18 protein-coding genes are annotated in these 15,589 nt (G+C 70.0%); 14 read left to right on the forward strand and 4 right to left on the reverse strand.

From position 1 onward, the window contains the following. The first annotated feature begins 80 nt into the window (after positions 1–80). From ACIQ7M_RS15790 to ACIQ7M_RS15815, 6 genes are all read left to right on the forward strand, one after another. Positions 81–281 (forward strand): hypothetical protein, encoded by a 201-nt coding sequence (locus tag ACIQ7M_RS15790; protein ID WP_388772466.1) that lies wholly within the window; start codon positions 81–83, stop codon positions 279–281. Then, positions 278–883 carry a pilus assembly protein TadG-related protein gene (locus tag ACIQ7M_RS15795; RefSeq protein WP_403644577.1) on the forward strand — a complete coding sequence of 202 codons (606 nt, stop codon included), beginning with the start codon at positions 278–280 and terminating at the stop codon, positions 881–883. The genes ACIQ7M_RS15790 and ACIQ7M_RS15795 overlap by 4 nt, the downstream gene beginning before the upstream one ends. 15 nt (positions 884–898) lie before the next feature. After that, the gene (locus tag ACIQ7M_RS15800) at positions 899–1,486 is read left to right on the forward strand and encodes a hypothetical protein (RefSeq protein WP_403644122.1); all 588 of its coding nucleotides are present in this window, start codon (positions 899–901) and stop codon (positions 1,484–1,486) included. Between the two features lie 3 nt (positions 1,487–1,489). Continuing rightward, entirely contained in the window at positions 1,490–2,137 is a 648-nt protein-coding gene (locus tag ACIQ7M_RS15805) for an OmpA family protein (protein WP_355760698.1), read from the forward strand. A gap of 84 nt (positions 2,138–2,221) precedes the next feature. Beyond that, a complete protein-coding gene (locus ACIQ7M_RS15810) occupies positions 2,222–2,842 on the forward strand; it encodes a dihydrofolate reductase family protein (protein WP_403644125.1) in 621 nt (206 codons plus the stop codon). Between the two features lie 39 nt (positions 2,843–2,881). Further along, positions 2,882–3,766 (forward strand): LLM class flavin-dependent oxidoreductase, encoded by an 885-nt coding sequence (locus ACIQ7M_RS15815; protein ID WP_403644128.1) that lies wholly within the window; start codon positions 2,882–2,884, stop codon positions 3,764–3,766. 249 nt (positions 3,767–4,015) lie between these two features. On the opposite strand, the gene ACIQ7M_RS15820 is transcribed toward ACIQ7M_RS15815, so the two are convergent. After that, positions 4,016–4,360 (reverse strand): DUF192 domain-containing protein, encoded by a 345-nt coding sequence (locus ACIQ7M_RS15820; RefSeq protein ID WP_403644131.1) that lies wholly within the window; start codon positions 4,358–4,360, stop codon positions 4,016–4,018. Positions 4,361–4,767: 407 nt separating this feature from the next. Next, on the reverse strand, positions 4,768–5,805 hold the full coding sequence (gene mgrA / locus ACIQ7M_RS15825) for an L-glyceraldehyde 3-phosphate reductase (RefSeq protein ID WP_355760689.1): 1,038 nt from the start codon (positions 5,803–5,805) through the stop codon (positions 4,768–4,770). Between the two features lie 144 nt (positions 5,806–5,949). Here mgrA and ACIQ7M_RS15830 point away from each other — a divergent pair, with 144 nt between their 5' ends. The 4 genes from ACIQ7M_RS15830 (at position 5,950) to ACIQ7M_RS15845 (ending at position 11,051) form a co-directional block, all read left to right on the forward strand. After that, positions 5,950–6,723 carry an isoprenyl transferase gene (locus ACIQ7M_RS15830; protein WP_355760686.1) on the forward strand — a complete coding sequence of 258 codons (774 nt, stop codon included), beginning with the start codon at positions 5,950–5,952 and terminating at the stop codon, positions 6,721–6,723. Positions 6,724–7,043: 320 nt separating this feature from the next. Next, positions 7,044–8,369 (forward strand): PhoH family protein, encoded by a 1,326-nt coding sequence (locus ACIQ7M_RS15835; protein WP_355760683.1) that lies wholly within the window; start codon positions 7,044–7,046, stop codon positions 8,367–8,369. 426 nt (positions 8,370–8,795) lie between these two features. Further along, positions 8,796–9,494 (forward strand): transglycosylase SLT domain-containing protein, encoded by a 699-nt coding sequence (locus ACIQ7M_RS15840; protein ID WP_355760680.1) that lies wholly within the window; start codon positions 8,796–8,798, stop codon positions 9,492–9,494. Positions 9,495–9,629: 135 nt separating this feature from the next. Beyond that, a complete protein-coding gene (locus ACIQ7M_RS15845; protein WP_355760678.1) occupies positions 9,630–11,051 on the forward strand; it encodes an AI-2E family transporter in 1,422 nt (473 codons plus the stop codon). A 72-nt stretch (positions 11,052–11,123) separates the two neighbouring features. Here the strand turns inward: ACIQ7M_RS15845 and ACIQ7M_RS15850 are convergent, their stop codons facing one another. Both ACIQ7M_RS15850 and ACIQ7M_RS15855 read right to left on the reverse strand, forming a co-directional pair. Next, a complete protein-coding gene (locus tag ACIQ7M_RS15850) occupies positions 11,124–11,657 on the reverse strand; it encodes an alkyl hydroperoxide reductase (protein ID WP_355760676.1) in 534 nt (177 codons plus the stop codon). Positions 11,658–11,663: 6 nt separating this feature from the next. Continuing rightward, positions 11,664–12,218 carry a peroxiredoxin gene (locus ACIQ7M_RS15855; RefSeq protein WP_328448706.1) on the reverse strand — a complete coding sequence of 185 codons (555 nt, stop codon included), beginning with the start codon at positions 12,216–12,218 and terminating at the stop codon, positions 11,664–11,666. Between the two features lie 175 nt (positions 12,219–12,393). On the opposite strand from ACIQ7M_RS15855, the gene ACIQ7M_RS15860 reads away from it, so the two are divergent. From ACIQ7M_RS15860 to ACIQ7M_RS15875, 4 genes are all read left to right on the forward strand, one after another. Further along, entirely contained in the window at positions 12,394–13,368 is a 975-nt protein-coding gene (locus ACIQ7M_RS15860; RefSeq protein ID WP_403644138.1) for a LysR substrate-binding domain-containing protein, read from the forward strand. 277 nt (positions 13,369–13,645) lie between these two features. Beyond that, the gene (locus tag ACIQ7M_RS15865) at positions 13,646–14,605 is read left to right on the forward strand and encodes a MarR family transcriptional regulator (RefSeq protein ID WP_403644141.1); all 960 of its coding nucleotides are present in this window, start codon (positions 13,646–13,648) and stop codon (positions 14,603–14,605) included. Between the two features lie 54 nt (positions 14,606–14,659). Next, positions 14,660–15,133, forward strand: a complete 474-nt coding sequence (locus ACIQ7M_RS15870) for a roadblock/LC7 domain-containing protein (protein ID WP_384788041.1) — start codon at positions 14,660–14,662, stop codon at positions 15,131–15,133. Positions 15,134–15,137: 4 nt separating this feature from the next. Beyond that, positions 15,138–15,566, forward strand: a complete 429-nt coding sequence (locus tag ACIQ7M_RS15875) for a hypothetical protein (protein ID WP_355760668.1) — start codon at positions 15,138–15,140, stop codon at positions 15,564–15,566. The last annotated feature ends 23 nt before the right edge of the window (positions 15,567–15,589 follow it).

The raw sequence follows: 15,589 nt of genomic DNA on the forward strand, positions 1-15,589 counted from the left end.
CCCTGGGCCCACTCGCGGTAGGCGAGTTCTCACGTACGGTGCTCGGGTCGTTAGTGGCCTCGGCAGGGAGGGCAGTCCTGATGAACAGGTTCACCGCATGGACCCGAACGGTGATCGCCCGGACACGGGGCGCCCACCGGGACGCGGGGGCGGGTTTCGTGGAGTACGCGGGCTTGATGATCATCATCGCGGGGATCTTCACGTTGATCGACCAGATCGGCCTGGACGGGTTGATCTCCGGTGCGATCCGGAACGCAGTCACCCAGGTCACCGGAGGCTGACCCCTTCGGCCCGCGGCGACCGTGGGCAGACCCTCCCCATCTACATCTGGCTGACGGGGATCCTGCTCTTCGCCGCGTTCGCCTTCTTCGCCTTCGCCCAAGCAGCGTCCGCCCGGAATGGAGCTCAATCCGCGGCGGACGCTGCGGCGTTGGCGGCCGCGCAGGACTCCCGCGACGAACTCGTCCAAGGGCTGACGGGTGCCATCGGCACGGACGACGACTGGCTGGACTGGCTCGACGGCGACAAGTTCCAGGGCACGGGGGCATCGGCCGCCGCCGACCGGCTGGCCGCCGAGAACGACTCGGACTTGCAAAGTGGGCCTCAGCTCACCTTCGTGAACGGATTCCCGGGCTATCGCGTGGGGATCGAGACCCGGTACACGGTCGGCAAGTCGATCATCCCGGGCACGGAGAGCCGTCATGCCACGGCCCACGCGACGGCCGTCATCGAGCCGCGCTGCACCTTCGCCACCGACGCGGACCCCAAGAAGCCCGTGCGGCTGGATTGTGCCGGGCACAGTGTGGACATCGATCCCGAACATTTCCATTCGGACGACCTTCCCGACGCGTCCGTGCTGTTCTCAGTGCATCTGGCCGAGTGAGAGGAAGCCGTACCGATGGATCTCCGGCACACCATGAAGGGCCGCAGGGGCATGGCCGCGGTGGCGATCAGTACCGGGTTGCTCCTCACGGTGGCCGGGTGCGGCGGTGGAGACGGCGGCGACAAGCCGAAGGCTGCCTCGTCCTCCCCCCGGTCGGGCGCGGAGGGCGGTGCGAAGCAGGCGTCACCGACCGCGAGCCAGGACCAGGTACTGGCCGAGGTCAAAGGTGGTGACGTGACGCTCACGATCACCTCGGCCGTGCGGGACCAAGGCGGATTCGTCACCGTCAGCGGAAAGGTGACCAACGGCGGCGGCCAGTTCTGGGTCGCCGCGAACTGGCGTGGAGACGAACGCGAGTTGAGCCGGAACGGCGCCTCGATGGCCGGAGCCGCGCTGACCGACAGCAAGGGCAAGAAGAAGTATTTGGTCCTGCGGGACACCCAGGGGCGTTGCCTGTGCACCAAGTTCGACGGCGGGGGCGTGGACGCCGGCCAGTCGGCTGATTGGTTCGCCCAGTTCCCCGCACCCCCCGCCGGAACGAGTGCCGTCGACTTCCAGGTCGGCTCCATGCCACCCGCCTCCATCGACATCTCCGAGGGCTGACCCATGGCCCTCCCGCCCCGCGTCGCCGCGACGACGTTCACGGCCCTCGCCGTCCTGATCACCCTCGGCCTGCCGGGGCCCGCGTCGGCGGACGACGGTGACCCCAGTGCCCCGCCCGGCAGCGTCACCACCTCCCCGCCCCCCGACGTCGACGCCAACAGCCCGGGGCTCAAGCTCGCCGACGGCGCGACCCTCGCGCCCGCCAAGGTGCTGGACATCAAGTCGGTCGTGGAGGACCTGGGCGGCGAGGAGCGCCGGGAGGACACCAACGAGGACGTGACGTTCGCCCTCCAGGCGGAGGTCCTGTTCCCCAAGGACAGCTCGAAGCTCAACCCGGAATCCCAGTCCCGTATCCAGGCGATCGCCGACGAGATCAAGGCCCAGCACGCCACGACCGTCCGCGTCTTCGGATTCACCGACAACCTCGGCTCGTACGCGCACGGCCTGACCCTCTCCAAGAAGCGCGCGGAGGAGGTGCACGACCGGCTGGCCGCCGCGCTCGGCGCGGCGGAGTCGGACGTCACCTTCGAGGTGCGGGGCTACAGCGAGGACTACCCGATCGCGGACAACACCTCGGAACAGGGCCGCCGCAAGAACCGCCGGGTGGAGGTGACCTTCCCGAGGGGCGCCGCCGACGGGAACAGCGCCTGACGCGCGCGTCACCTTCTCCCGCGCCCCGCCTCCTGGCACCATTCCCCGACGAACGGGTCGCGCACGAGGTCGATGGAGTCCGCCATGAGGAAGATCGTGTTGATGTCGTCGGTGTCCCTCGACGGATACATCGAGGGCCCGAACCGCGAGATCGACTGGCACCGGGTCGACGCCGAACTGCACCAGCACTTCAACGACCTGGTCAGAGGCTTCGGTGCCCTGATGTCCGGACGGGTGACCTACGAACTGATGGCCTCCTACTGGCCGACGGCCGACAAGGACCCGGACATCGGCCCGGAGATGGCCGAGTTCGCCGGGATCTGGCGGAACATCCCCAAGGTGGTGTTCTCGCGGACGCTCGAACGCGGCACGGGGCACACCACGGTCGTACGGGAGGTCGTGCCCGAGGAGATCCTGGCGCTCAAGGCGCAGGAGGGCGGCGACCTCGCGCTCGGCGGCGCCGATCTCGCCGCGGAGTTCCTGCGACTGCGCCTCGTCGACGAGATCAGGCTGTACGTGCACCCCGTCCTCATCGGCGCCGGCAAGCCGCTGTTCCCCGAGTCCGAGGCCCCGACCGACCTCCGCCTCGTCGAGACGCGGACCTTCGGCAACGGCGTCACCCTCCTGCGCTACGAGCGCGACACCGCCACGGGGCCGGGCGATGTCACCGGGACGGCCGCAACCGCCGGGACGGAAGGCGCGTAGAGCGGTTGTCCGTCCCGGGCGGCCGGGTAGGAAGGCGGCATGACGTCGCTCGGTGTTGTCTTCCGGCCCCAACTGCCCCCCGAGCGCCTGCGCGCCCTGGCCCGCGAGGCGGAGGAGGCCGGGCTCGAGGAACTGTGGCTGTGGGAGGACTGCTTCCTCGAAGGCGGCATCTCCGCCGCCGCGGCGGCGCTCGCCTGGACCGAGCGCCTGCGGGTGGGAGTGGGACTGCTGCCCGTCCCCCTGCGGAACGTCGCCGTCACGGCGATGGAGGCCGCCACCCTGTACCGGCTGTTCCCCGGGCGGGCCGTCGTCGCGGTCGGCCACGGCGTCCAGGACTGGATGGGACAGGTCGGGGCGCGGGCCGAGTCGCCCATGACGTTGCTGAGGGAGCATCTCGACGCGCTGCGCGCCCTGTTGCGCGGCGAGCGCGTGACCACCGAGGGGCGGTACGTGAGACTCGACGGAGTCGCCCTCGACTGGCCGCCGGCGGAGGTGCCCGAGGTCCTCACCGGCGCCACCGGTCCCCGTACGCTCCGCCTCGCCGGACGGGCGGCCGACGGCACGGTCCTCACCGCCTCGACCACCGTCGACGGAGTACGGCGGGCCCGCCGGCTCATCGACGAGGGGCGGCGGACGGCCGGCCGGACGGAGGAGCGCCACCGGGTCGTCGTCTATCTGCTCACCGCCACCGGGGACGGCGCCGGCGACCGGCTGCGTGCCGAGATCGAGGCCGACGGCGAGAGCGCCGTCCCGGGCCGCGGGGTCGCGGGTGACGCGGACGCCGTCGCCGGGGCCGTCCAGCGTCTCGTGGACGCGGGCGCCGACACGGTGGTCCTCCAGCCCACCGCCGACGAGCCGGACCCCGAGGGCTTCGTCCGCTTCGCGGCGGAACGGGTCCGCCCGCTGATCCCTACGGCAGATTGACCGAAAACCTCCCAATGGAGGTCACTCGGCGTGAGATGTCCCTCCGGGTGACGGACGGCGGGCCGGGCGGGCGACGCGCCGTGTGCGGAACATCCGCGCGGGGTTTCCACATCGTTATCGATCGGCTGTCGCCAGGGATGTTTGGCTGACGTAAGTTCAGACCAAGGTAATTCGCGTCAGCAAAGCTGTGCGTGTGGCACCGCGCAGAGGAGGGGGCTGCGCGGTGCTGCCTTGCCTGGTGACGTGATGTCAGGCGTCCCGGACCGTGATCCGGGTCCCGCGCCGCACCCCCCAGCGCTCCATCGCCCCGGCCTCCGCCTCCAGGACCCGCCGGGCCCGCGGCCGCGGCAGTCCCAGCCGGCCCGGACGCATCGTGCGTACCGCCAGGACCCGCGACGACCGGTCCAGATAGGCGACGTCGATCGCGAACCGCATCCCCAGGGTGTGCACCGAACTCGCCGGTGCGAGCAGCAACGCGCCCTCGATCCCCGAGCGTCCGAGCAGACCCCGCCGCCGGGCGCGCGCCGTGGCGGCCAGCTCCAGGGGTACCGGCTCGGGCGTCCCGCCCGGTGTGTCCGTCGTGAACGTGGCCATGGGTGCGAAGTTAGCGGGCGGGTCAAGCGAGGGCCGCCACGCGGATCACCCACCCGGAGTACGGACGGGCGCGGCGGCGCCACACCGTGGAAACGGGCACGAACCCATTGGATCTCTGTCGATCCTCCACGATTCCCTTTGAATCAGCCATGATTCAGCCATGATCACGCCCGGAATCCATGGTTCCGTGCTCATCATGGCGTCGCCGGGCGACTCCGGAGAGTAGTTGTGGCACGAGGATGCACGCAGCATCACTTACGAAGGGTTATGGTGGAAACCCCCCCTCGGGCCGGTCCGTCTCCCCCCCACGGACCGGCCCGTTTTTTGTGCCCGTGACGGCCCGCCCGGCGGGCGCCCCCGTGCGCCCCTCGGGCGGGCCGCCGCGTGTCGCGCGGGATTCCGGTGACTCAGTGGCGTTGGGCCCAGATATTTGTGCCCCGCGTCGACACCGCGAACGTGTCGATCTCCCTCAGCTCCTCGTCGGTGAGCCGCGGGGCCGCCAGCGCCTCCAGGTTCTCCTCGAGCTGCCGCACGCTGGACGCGCCGATGAGGGCGGAGGTCATTCGCTGGTCGCGGAGCACCCAGGTGAGCGCGAGCTGGGCGAGCGACTGGCCGCGCCGGGCCGCGATGTCGTTCAGTCCGTTCAGCCGGCGCACGACCTCCCCGCTCAGCAGGTCCGGGTCCAGCGACTTGCCCTGGGTGGCGCGCGAGCCCTCCGGGATGCCCTGGAGGTACTTGCCCGTCAGCATTCCCTGGGCGAGCGGCGCGAAGGAGATGCAGCCCATACCGGCCGCCTCCAGCGTGTCGAGCAGACCGTCGTCCTCGGTCCAGCGGTTGAGCATCGAGTACGAGGGCTGGTGGATGAGCGGACGGACGCCCATCCCGGTCAGGATCCGGGCCGCCTCCGCCGTCTGCTCGCTGCTGTACGAGGAGATGCCGACGTACAGCGCCTTGCCCTGCCGGACGGCGGACGCGAGCGCGCCCATCGTCTCCTCCAGCGGGGTGTCCGGGTCGAAGCGGTGCGAGTAGAAGATGTCGACGTAGTCGAGGCCCATCCGCTTCAGCGACTGGTCGAGCGAGGCCAGCAGGTACTTGCGGCTGCCCCACTCGCCGTACGGGCCGGGCCACATGTCGTAGCCCGCCTTGGAGGAGATGACCAGCTCGTCCCGGTAGGGGGCGAAATCCTCCTTCAGCAGCCTGCCGAAGTTCAGCTCCGCCGAGCCGGGCGGCGGCCCGTAGTTGTTGGCGAGGTCGAAGTGGGTGACGCCGAGATCGAAGGCGCGGCGAAGGATCGCGCGCTGGGACTCCAGTGAACGGTCGTCGCCGAAGTTGTGCCACAGGCCGAGCGAGATCGCGGGCAGTTTGAGCCCGCTGCGGCCCGTACGCCGGTATTCCATCGAGTCGTACCGCTCCGTTGCGGCACGGTACAGAGTGGGGTCGTTCATGGGGACGAACCTATGCCAGGGTGCACAGGCCCCTCGGCAGGCCTCGCGATGCACAGGGGTAGGCTTCGCCCCGGGGGACCGCCATATGGACAGGGACTGTGCTCGGGCGCGTCTGTCCGATTCGCACGGAGGGGCTGACAACACGTGACCTTGCGCGACAACCTGCGCCGCCTGCTGGTCAGGTTCTATGCACGCAGGGTGGAAGGCCACCTCGACCACGACCAGGTGCCCAAGCACATCGGCGTCATCATGGACGGCAACCGCCGCTGGGCGAAGGCCGCCGGATCGACGACGGCCCAGGGACACCGGGCCGGAGCGGACAAGATCGAGGAGTTCCTCGGCTGGTGCGCGGAGACCGATGTCGAGGTCGTCACCCTGTGGCTGCTGTCCACCGACAACTTCGACCGCCCGCAGGAGGAGCTCGGTCCGCTCCTCGGCATCATCGAGGGCGTCGTCCGCACCCTGGCGGCCGACGGCCGCTGGCGCGTGCACCACGTCGGGACGCGGGACATCCTGCCGTCCGGGATGCAGTCGACCCTCAAGGAGGCCGAGGAGGCCACCGCGCACGTCGAGGGCATAGTCGTGAACGTCGCCATCGGCTACGGCGGCCGCCAGGAGATCGCCGACGCCGTGCGCGCGATGATCCTCGACGCCGGCGAGAAGGGCACCTCCCTGGAGGACCTCGCGGACCGCGTCGACGTCGACCTCATCGGCAAGCACCTCTACACCGGTGCCCAGCCCGATCCCGACCTGGTGATCCGCACCAGCGGCGAGCAGCGGCTGTCCGGATTCATGCTCTGGCAGACCGCCCACTCCGAGTACTACTTCTGTGAAGTCTTCTGGCCGGCCTTCCGCAAGGTCGACTTCCTGCGCGCCCTGCGCGACTACGCGGCGCGACACCGCCGTTACGGAGGCTGAAACACCGGGTGTCCCGCGTACTCCGGGACACCCGGGAGGGACGCACGTCATCGGGAGTTAACGAACGCGCCGTCATGTGCCCTGGCATGGCTTGGCTCGTTCGAGGGCATAAGCCTTGCAGGTCGACGCCCGAACCACGGGTGTCGTATCTCAGCGGACGGCACGGGGCCGTCCGCCCGGGAGGCCCTTTGCACCAGCCCGATCGTGCGGTCAGCACGGACGAAGCGGAGGGCCGGTTTTCGGCCCGTGCATCGGTGCCGCGAACCGGTCCAGATCTCCTTCGTCGCTCCCCGACCTCATCCGAGGGGGTACGTCCTTCCGTGGTGACCAGCACAAAGCGCCGCACGCCAGACCGGCGCACCTATGTTCTCGACACCAGCGTCCTGCTGGCCGACCCGAACGCCCTGAGCCGCTTCGACGAGCACGAGGTAGTGCTTCCGATCGTCGTGGTCACAGAGCTGGAGGCCAAGCGGCACCATCCCGAACTCGGGTACTTCGCCCGGCAGGCGCTGCGCCTGCTCGACGAGTTCCGGGTCCGGCACGGCCGCCTTGACTCCCCGATCCCCGTAGGGGACCTCGGCGGGACGGTACGCGTCGAGCTCAACCACTCGGACCCCAGCGTCCTGCCCAGCGGGTACCGCCTGGGGGACAACGACTCCCGCATCCTCGCGGTCGCCCGCAACCTGCAGGCCGAGGGATACGACGTCACCGTCGTCTCGAAGGACCTGCCGCTCAGGATCAAGGCGTCCTCGGTGGGTCTCCTCGCCGAGGAGTACCGCGCGGAGCTCGCCATCACGGGCTCGTCCGGTTGGACCGGGATGTCCGAACTGGCCCTGTCCGGGGAGCAGGTGGACATCCTCTTCGAGGAGGGGCACGCCTACGTCCCCGAAGCGGCCGGCCTGCCCGTGCACACGGGGCTGACGATCCAGTCGGAGCGCGGCAAGGCCCTCGGCCGTGTCACCGCCGAGGGCAACGTCCGGCTCGTGCGTGGCGATCGTGAGGCGTTCGGCATCAAGGGCCGCAGTGCCGAGCAGCGCATCGCGCTCGATCTGCTGCTCGACCCGGACGTCGGGATCGTGTCGATGGGTGGCCGGGCCGGCACCGGCAAGTCCGCGCTCGCGCTGTGCGCGGGCCTGGAGGCCGTCCTCGAACGCCGCCAGCACCAGAAGGTGATGGTCTTCCGGCCGCTGTACGCGGTGGGCGGGCAGGAGCTCGGCTATCTGCCCGGTTCCGAGTCCGAGAAGATGAGCCCCTGGGCGCAGGCGGTCTTCGACACGCTCTCCGCGGTCACCAGCCGCGAGGTCATCGAGGAGGTCACCGCGCGCGGCATGCTGGAGGTCCTGCCGCTCACGCACATCCGCGGCCGCTCGCTCCACGACGCGTTCGTGATCGTGGACGAGGCCCAGTCCCTGGAACGGAACGTCCTGTTGACCGTTCTGTCCCGTATCGGCGCCAATTCGCGGGTCGTTCTGACCCATGACGTGGCGCAAAGGGACAATCTGCGCGTCGGGCGTTACGACGGAGTGGTCGCCGTCGTAGAGAAGTTGAAGGGCCATCCGCTCTTCGCGCACGTCACGCTGAATCGTTCCGAGAGGTCCCAGATTGCGGCACTCGTGACCGAAATGCTGGAGGACGGACAGATCTGATCCCGGCTGTCCCACCTGGTCAAAGGGTGGTGACTACACGCTGGTTGGCGCCGTCCGGCAAAGGCGAAGAGCCTAGCCGGGCGGCGTCTTGCTGCGCTGGTGTTTCCGTGAAACAGCCGAGGCAAACGGGGTGTGAGCTTTCACACGTGACGCGGAATTGCCGTGCGGCGTCGCGCAACGGCTAGAGTCTCACTCCTGTCAGGCCCCGCATACGACACACCTGTACCCCCAGCGGTACGGAACACCGGAACCTCAGAACTCCATAGAGCCGTCGTATGCCGCCCGCGCACCACGCGGCGCTCCCTCAACGGGAGTTGCCCACCGGGCCCGTGTCTCCCCGTGACCCCGCAGTTGGGAGGCCAGCGCCGAGGGGCACGATTGCGTCCGCGAGGGTCACCTAAACGGGCGATGCTGGAAGGAAACCGTGTGAGCCGGATTTCGGTCCGGGGATTCGCAGTGGCTTCGGCCACCGCGGTCACCGCTGTCGGAAGCGTGGTCGGAGTTGCCTCGGGCAGCGTCGCCCAGCCCTCGAACGATGCCGAGGCGACGGCGAGCGACTCGACTCTCCTCGCAGACATACCTGCCGGCCAGCAGGCCCAGGTGCAGACCGCGTCCCTGACGCAGCAGGCCGACGCCCAGGCCATCGCCGCCGACGCGAGCGCCAAGAAGGACGCCGAGGCAGCCGCGCGCAAGCAGGCGGCCGACGACGCCGTCGCGAAGCAGAAGGCTGCGGCGAAGGCGGAGAAGGAAGCCAAGGAGCGCAAGGAAGCCGAGGAAGCGGCCAGCCGCTCCGCGACGCGTGACGCCTCCAGCTTCTCGGTCCAGTCCTCGTACTCCGTCGCCCAGATCCAGGCGATGGCGGCTCAGATGGTGCCGAGCGGTCAGTTCCAGTGCTTCAGCAACATCGTGAACCACGAGTCGAGCTGGAACTATCACGCGGTCAACGCCTCCTCGGGTGCCTACGGTCTCTTCCAGGCCCTGCCCGCGGGCAAGTACGCTTCCGCCGGCTCCGACTGGCAGACCAACCCGGCCACCCAGATCAAGTGGGGCCTCAACTACATGAACAGCCGGTACGGCAGCCCGTGTGAGGCATGGTCGTTCTGGCAGGCCAACAGCTGGTACTGAGTTCCACGCCGTACACCGGCGGCTCAACCTTGCGGAGCCCCTCCCCGTCCTAGGGGGAGGGGCTCCGGCCATGTACGGTCGGACCCGACGACTCCAGGGGGAGTGGTGGGGAGCGGCGGGGGAAGAGGACGCATCATGTCGCGTGTACCAGGATGGCTCGGACGGATCGGCGCCGGACTCACCGAGCTGGGAGAGCGGTTGGACGAGCGCCGCGCCGAGGTCGAGCTGGAGTCGCGGGGCCCCGCCGACGGTGCGGACGGCCTCGACGGGGCAGCCCCCCTCGACGCACCCGGCACCCACGCGAAGACTCCCGGGCCCTCCGGTACCCCCGACGGCCCGGCGTCGGACGCCGACGCCTCCGCGCTCCCGGTCCAGCGCCCCTCCGAGGAGCAGACCGCGGCGCTCGCGTACGCGCCGCAGCCCCACCGCCCCGACCCCGCTCTCGCCGTGCCGTGGGGCGTGCGCGTCGCCGCCGAGGCGAGCTGGCGGCTGCTCATCCTCGCGGGCACCGTCTGGGTCCTGATGCGGGTCATCAGCGCCGTCCAGCTCGTCGTGCTGGCCTTCGTGGCCGCGCTGCTCATCACCGCGCTGCTCCAGCCCACGGTGGCCCGGCTGACACGCCACCGGGTGCCGCGCGGACTCGCCACCGCGCTCACGGCGATCCTCGGCTTCGTCATCATGGGCCTGATCGGCTGGTTCGTCGTCTGGCAGGTCCAGGAGAACATCGACAACCTCTCCAACCAGATCCAGGACGGCATCGACGAGCTGCGCAAGTGGCTCCTCAAGGGCCCGTTCCACGTCACCGACAAGCAGATCAACAAGATCGCCAAGAACCTCCGCGAGGCGATCGGCGCGAACACGGACCAGATCACCTCGGCGGGTCTTCAGGGCGTGACGGTGATCGTCGAGGCCCTCACGGGCATCCTGCTGACGATGTTCTCGACCCTGTTCCTGCTCTACGACGGCAAGCGGATCTGGGAGTGGTCGCTCAAGCTCGTCCCGGCCGCCGCCCGGACCGGGGTCGCGGGCGCCGGCCCGCGCGCGTGGCGCACGCTCACCGCCTACGTCCGCGGCACGGTGATAGTCGCCATGATCGACGCGATCTTCATCGGCCTGGGCCTCTACATCCTCAAGGTCCCCATGGCCGTGCCGCTCGCCGTCTTCATCTTCCTCGGCGCGTTCATCCCGCTGGTGGGCGCGGTGATCTCCGGGGCGCTGGCGGTGGTGGTCGCGCTGGTGACCCAGGGCGTCTTCGTGTGCGTCATGACGCTCGTCGTGGTCCTCGCCGTCCAGCAGATCGAGGGCCACATCCTGCAACCGTTCATCCTGGGCCGCGCGGTCCGCGTCCACCCCTTGGCGGTGGTCCTCTCGGTCGCCGCCGGTGGCATGATCGCCGGCATCGGCGGAGCGGTCGTCGCGGTCCCGCTGGTCGCGGTGACCAACACGGTGGTCGTGTACCTGCGTTCGTACGCCGGTGAGGCGGGGCTGCGGCACACCCCCGAGCCCCGCGGCGCCACCGCGGTGGACGCCTCCCCGGCCCACCGGCCGACCTCGTAGCGAGCCCGGACAGACGCACGGGGCCCCGCCCACCGAGATGGTGGGCGGGGCCCCGTGTCCGCGTGTCGAGGACTACACGGCGAGGTACGCCTCGGCGTCCAGCGTGGCGGCGACGGCCTGGAGCACGGCCGCGATCTTGAACGCCTCCTGGATCGTCTCCCGGTCGACGCCCGCCTTGCGGAGCACCTGCTCGTGGGAGTCGAGACACTGGCCGCAGCCGTTGATCGCGGAGACGGCGAGCGACCACAGCTCGAAGTCGACCTTCTCCACGCCCGGGTTGCCGATGACGTTCATCCGCAGACCGGCGCGCATCGTCCCGTACTCCGGGTCCGACAGCAGGTGCCGCGTCCGGTAGAAGACGTTGTTCATCGCCATGATCGCGGCGGCCGACTTGGCGGCGGTGTACGCCTCGGGCGACAACCGCGCCTTCGCCTCGGGCTCCAGCTCACGCAGCACGTGCGGGGACCGCGAGGCGATGGCGCAGGCCAGCACCGTGCCCCAGAGCTGCTGCTCGGGGAGGTCGCTGTTGCCGATCACCGAACCGAGGTTCAGGCGCAGGTCCTTGGCGTAGTCCGGTATGGCGGACTTCAGTTCGTCGAGGGCCATGGAAGGTCACTCACCGGCCAGGAGGGCGACCGGGTCGAGGGTGGTCTCGCCCTTGGTCCAGTTGCACGGGCAGAGCTCGTCCGTCTGGAGGGCGTCCAGGACCCGCAGGACCTCCTTGGGGTTACGGCCGACGGAGCCGGCGGTCACCATGGAGAACTGGATCTCGTTGTTCTGGTCGACGATGAAGACGGCACGCTTGGCGAAGCCGTCCTCGCCCTCGATGCCGAGGTCGCGCATGAGCTCGTGCTTCGAGTCGGCCATCATCGGGAAGGGCAGGTCACGCAGGTCGTCGTGGTCCTTGCGCCAGGCGTGGTGCACGAACTCGGAGTCGCCGGAGAAGCCCAGCACCTGCGCGTCACGGTCGGCGAACTCGTCGTTCAGCTTGCCGAAGGCCGCGATCTCGGTGGGGCACACGAAGGTGAAGTCCTTGGGCCACGCGAAAACGATCTTCCACTTGCCCTCGTAGGTCTTGTGGTCGATCTGCTCGAACTCCTGGCCCTTCTCCAGCGAGACACAGGCGGTCAGGTCGAACGTGGGGAACTGGTCACCGACAGTGAGCACAAACTCTCCTAGCAACAAGGGATAGCCCCTTTTGAGGGCCTCTCCCCAGGGGGGTGGACGGCCCTGATCGTGGCACAGCCGGTATTGATTCGGGAAATAGCTACACTTGGTCGTGTTGATCGACTGCGGCTATCAGTGACGCCCGGTGAACCGACCCGGAAGGACGAGTACGGCCATGGCGAGCCCCACCGGCAGGGCGGGAGGCAAGGGCGGCGGACGCCGTACCCCCAGCCTCGCGCAGCTCCGCGCCTTCACCGCCGTCGCCGAGCATCTGCACTTCCGGGACGCGGCCGCCGCGATCGGCATGAGCCAGCCCGCGCTGTCCGGCGCCGTCTCCGCGCTGGAGGACACCCTCGGGGTGACCCTCCTGGAGCGTACGACCCGCAAAGTGCTCCTGTCGCCCGCCGGCGAGCGCCTCGCCGTACGCGCCAAGGCCGTACTGGCCGAGGTCGGCGCGCTGATGGAGGAGGCGGAGGCCGTGCGGGCGCCCTTCACCGGGGCGCTGCGCCTGGGGGTCATCCCCACCGTCGCCCCCTACCTCCTGCCGACCGTCCTGCGTCTCGTCCACGACCGCTACCCCGACCTCGACCTCCAGGTGCACGAGGAGCAGACGGCCAGCCTGCTGGAGGGCCTGACGGTCGGCCGGCTCGACCTGCTGCTGCTCGCGGTTCCCCTCGGCGTCCCCGGTGTCGTCGAACTCCCGCTGTTCGACGAGGACTTCGTGCTGGTGACCCCGCTAGGCCACGGGCTCGGCGGGCAGGAGGACATTCCGCGCGAGGCGCTGCGGGAACTGCGGCTGCTGCTGCTCGACGAGGGCCACTGCCTGCGCGACCAGGCCCTGGACATCTGCCGTGAGGCCGGGCGGGCCGACGCGCCCGTGACCACCACCGCCGCGGGCCTGTCGACCCTCGTCCAGCTCGTCGCCGGCGGTCTCGGGGTGACCCTGCTGCCCCGTACCGCCGTCAAGGTGGAGACGACCCGCAGCGATCAGCTCCTCACCGGCTCCTTCGCGGACCCGGCGCCCACCCGGCGGATCGCGCTCGCGATGCGGTCGGGTGCCGCGCGGAGCACGGAGTACCAGGAACTCGCCGAGGCGCTGCGCGAGGCTCTGCGTCCCCTGCCCGTACGGGTGTTGGGCGCGGGATCCTGAACCGCCGTACAGAGTCGGTCAATCGGGCGACCGATGAAGTCTCGTGACAGCCGGGAAATTTCAAGTTCCGTCAGGTAGCGCGACTCCCGTTGGGATATCCGCTCCGGCTGATACACATACCCCCTCAGGGTGATTCGTCAGGCATCTGTGCGAAGTGCCGGAAGTTCCAAGGGGAGTGATGGCGGGCATTCGGGATTCCCTTGGCAGGGTCGGATACGACCTGTTGTCGCACGCCCTGAGCGAATGCCAGAACACGCGGGCGACGGGGAAACTGCGGGTGTCCGGAAAACCCGGGGGAGTCTTCCATCTCCGTGACGGGGCGGTCGTCGCCGTCGAGAGTCCCGGCGCTCCGGGTGCCGAGGCGCGGCTGCTGCGCTCCGGGAGGGTCAGCGGCGAGCAGTGGGCCGAACTGCTCCGCGAGTCCGGCGGCACCCGGTGGCCCGAGGCCGGACTGATCGCGCACGGATACGCGGGGGCCGCGCAGCTCCGGGTCGTCTGCATGATGGCGATGCAGGACGCGGCGTTCGCCGTCGTGGCCGGTGACGTGGAGGCGTGCGACCCGCTCGACGCCACCTTCGAGCCGTACGCGCCGGTCGTCCTCGGAGAGGCACCCGGACGGCTGCTCCAGGACGCGGCGAGGAAGCTGGCGGCCGTCGCCGCCCTGCCGCGGCCCGTACGGCCGGACCGGGAACGCCCCGTGCCGGCCGCGGTGCCGGACGAGATACGCGAGCAGCTCCCGCCACCGCACAAGGAACTGCTGGCCCACGCCGACGGCCGCCGGACCGCCCGCGACATCGCCTTCGCGACCGGGCTCGGCGCCTACACCGTCACCGTGGGGATGGCCCGCATGCTCGGCGAGGGGCTGCTGGAACTGCCGACGGAATCCGATTCCGCCCCCCGCGTCACCGTGCGCGAGCTGCCCACCGGAGCGCTCCGGCAGCGGCCCACCGGAGCCCCGCCCGCCCGGGACCCCGAGCTGTTCTCCGCCCTGTCCTCCGCGGTGGCCGCCGGAGAGCCCGCGGCACCGGAGCCCCGGCCGGCCCCCGGCCCGCCCCCCGGGGCGATCGCTCCGGTCCTGCCCCGCAGAGAACCCGGCGCGCACGCCCCGTCGCTGCCCCGCCGTGAGCCCGGCGCGAGCGGAATAGCCGAAACCCTCGCCCCCGAAAGGGCCGGGGCGAGCTGGAAAGGATTCTTCCGGCTGCGCCACCGGATCTGGACACCGGACTCCGGAACGTAGAACCGACATGCCTGTCAACGATCGAATGCGCACCGTCATCAGGGAGTTCAACGCATGAATCACGAGGCACTGGCCAGGGAAATGAGGGAACTCCGGGAACAGGTGCCCGGAATCACCGATACGGCGGTGGCGGCCGCCGACGGAATGCTCATCGCGGCCGACACCGCCGACATGATCGACCCGGAGAGCCTCGCCGCGATCGCCGCCGCGGGACTCGGCATCGCCCGCCGCGCGACGGCGGTGACCGGCCGGGGCGCGTTCCGCCAGACCGTGACCTACGGCAGTCAGGGCCTCGCGGCCTTCTACGCGGTCGGCGACACCGCGCTGATGATCGTCCTCGGCGACGAGGGCATCGACCTCGAACGGCTCCACGAGCAGACCCGGCCGGCTCTCGGCCGCATCGGATCGATTCTCACCGGGACCGGCCCCGACCCGCTGGCCGGGACACCCGCCGAGCCCGATCCGCCCGCCGCGGCTCCCGACGCACTCGTCGGAGCCGTGACCGACACCGCGACCGAAGGGGTATGACGACATGGCCACCAAGCGAATGACGCCCGGGTTCTCCGACCAGATCATGGGCCTGGTCAAATCACTGCGCACCGACGCCCCGGACTGCGTCGCCTCCGGAGCGGTCGACATGTCGACCGGAATGCTGCTGAGTTACGAGACCGTCGACAACCATCCGCCGGAGGTCCTGGACCTGCTCGCGGGCGCGACCCTCGATCTGTTCCAGGGGCGCACGGTCCAGATGATCGAGGACGTCTTCAAGGAGCGGCGGGGCATCGAGTCCGACACGCACTTCTTCCAGGAGATCCTGGTCAACAGCGACAACCTCACCCATCTTTTCGTGCGGATGGGCGACCAGCAGGACGTGGTCGCCGTGGTCGTCTGCCGCAAGGCGGTGAACGTCGGCATGCTCTTCGCCCAGGTCCGCCGCGTGGTGAAGGAGTACAGCATGTGAACGCCGACCGGTGGCCCCCCCCG

The organism is Streptomyces sp. NPDC096324, from assembly GCF_044763015.1.
Classification (GTDB): domain Bacteria; phylum Actinomycetota; class Actinomycetes; order Streptomycetales; family Streptomycetaceae; genus Streptomyces.

Bases quoted from the DNA above. Each gene is read 5' to 3' on its own strand.
- ACIQ7M_RS15790 (WP_388772466.1), top strand. From the start codon at position 81: ATGAACAGGTTCACCGCATGGACCCGAACGGTGATCGCCCGGACACGG.
- ACIQ7M_RS15800 (WP_403644122.1), top strand. From the start codon at position 899: ATGGATCTCCGGCACACCATGAAGGGCCGCAGGGGCATGGCCGCGGTG.
- ACIQ7M_RS15805 (WP_355760698.1), top strand. From the start codon at position 1,490: ATGGCCCTCCCGCCCCGCGTCGCCGCGACGACGTTCACGGCCCTCGCC.
- ACIQ7M_RS15810 (WP_403644125.1), top strand. From the start codon at position 2,222: ATGAGGAAGATCGTGTTGATGTCGTCGGTGTCCCTCGACGGATACATC.
- ACIQ7M_RS15815 (WP_403644128.1), top strand. From the start codon at position 2,882: ATGACGTCGCTCGGTGTTGTCTTCCGGCCCCAACTGCCCCCCGAGCGC.
- ACIQ7M_RS15820 (WP_403644131.1), bottom strand. From the start codon at position 4,360: ATGGCCACGTTCACGACGGACACACCGGGCGGGACGCCCGAGCCGGTA.
- mgrA (WP_355760689.1), bottom strand. From the start codon at position 5,805: ATGAACGACCCCACTCTGTACCGTGCCGCAACGGAGCGGTACGACTCG.
- ACIQ7M_RS15845 (WP_355760678.1), top strand. From the start codon at position 9,630: ATGTCGCGTGTACCAGGATGGCTCGGACGGATCGGCGCCGGACTCACC.
- ACIQ7M_RS15850 (WP_355760676.1), bottom strand. From the start codon at position 11,657: ATGGCCCTCGACGAACTGAAGTCCGCCATACCGGACTACGCCAAGGAC.
- ACIQ7M_RS15860 (WP_403644138.1), top strand. From the start codon at position 12,394: ATGGCGAGCCCCACCGGCAGGGCGGGAGGCAAGGGCGGCGGACGCCGT.
- ACIQ7M_RS15870 (WP_384788041.1), top strand. From the start codon at position 14,660: ATGAATCACGAGGCACTGGCCAGGGAAATGAGGGAACTCCGGGAACAG.
- ACIQ7M_RS15875 (WP_355760668.1), top strand. From the start codon at position 15,138: ATGGCCACCAAGCGAATGACGCCCGGGTTCTCCGACCAGATCATGGGC.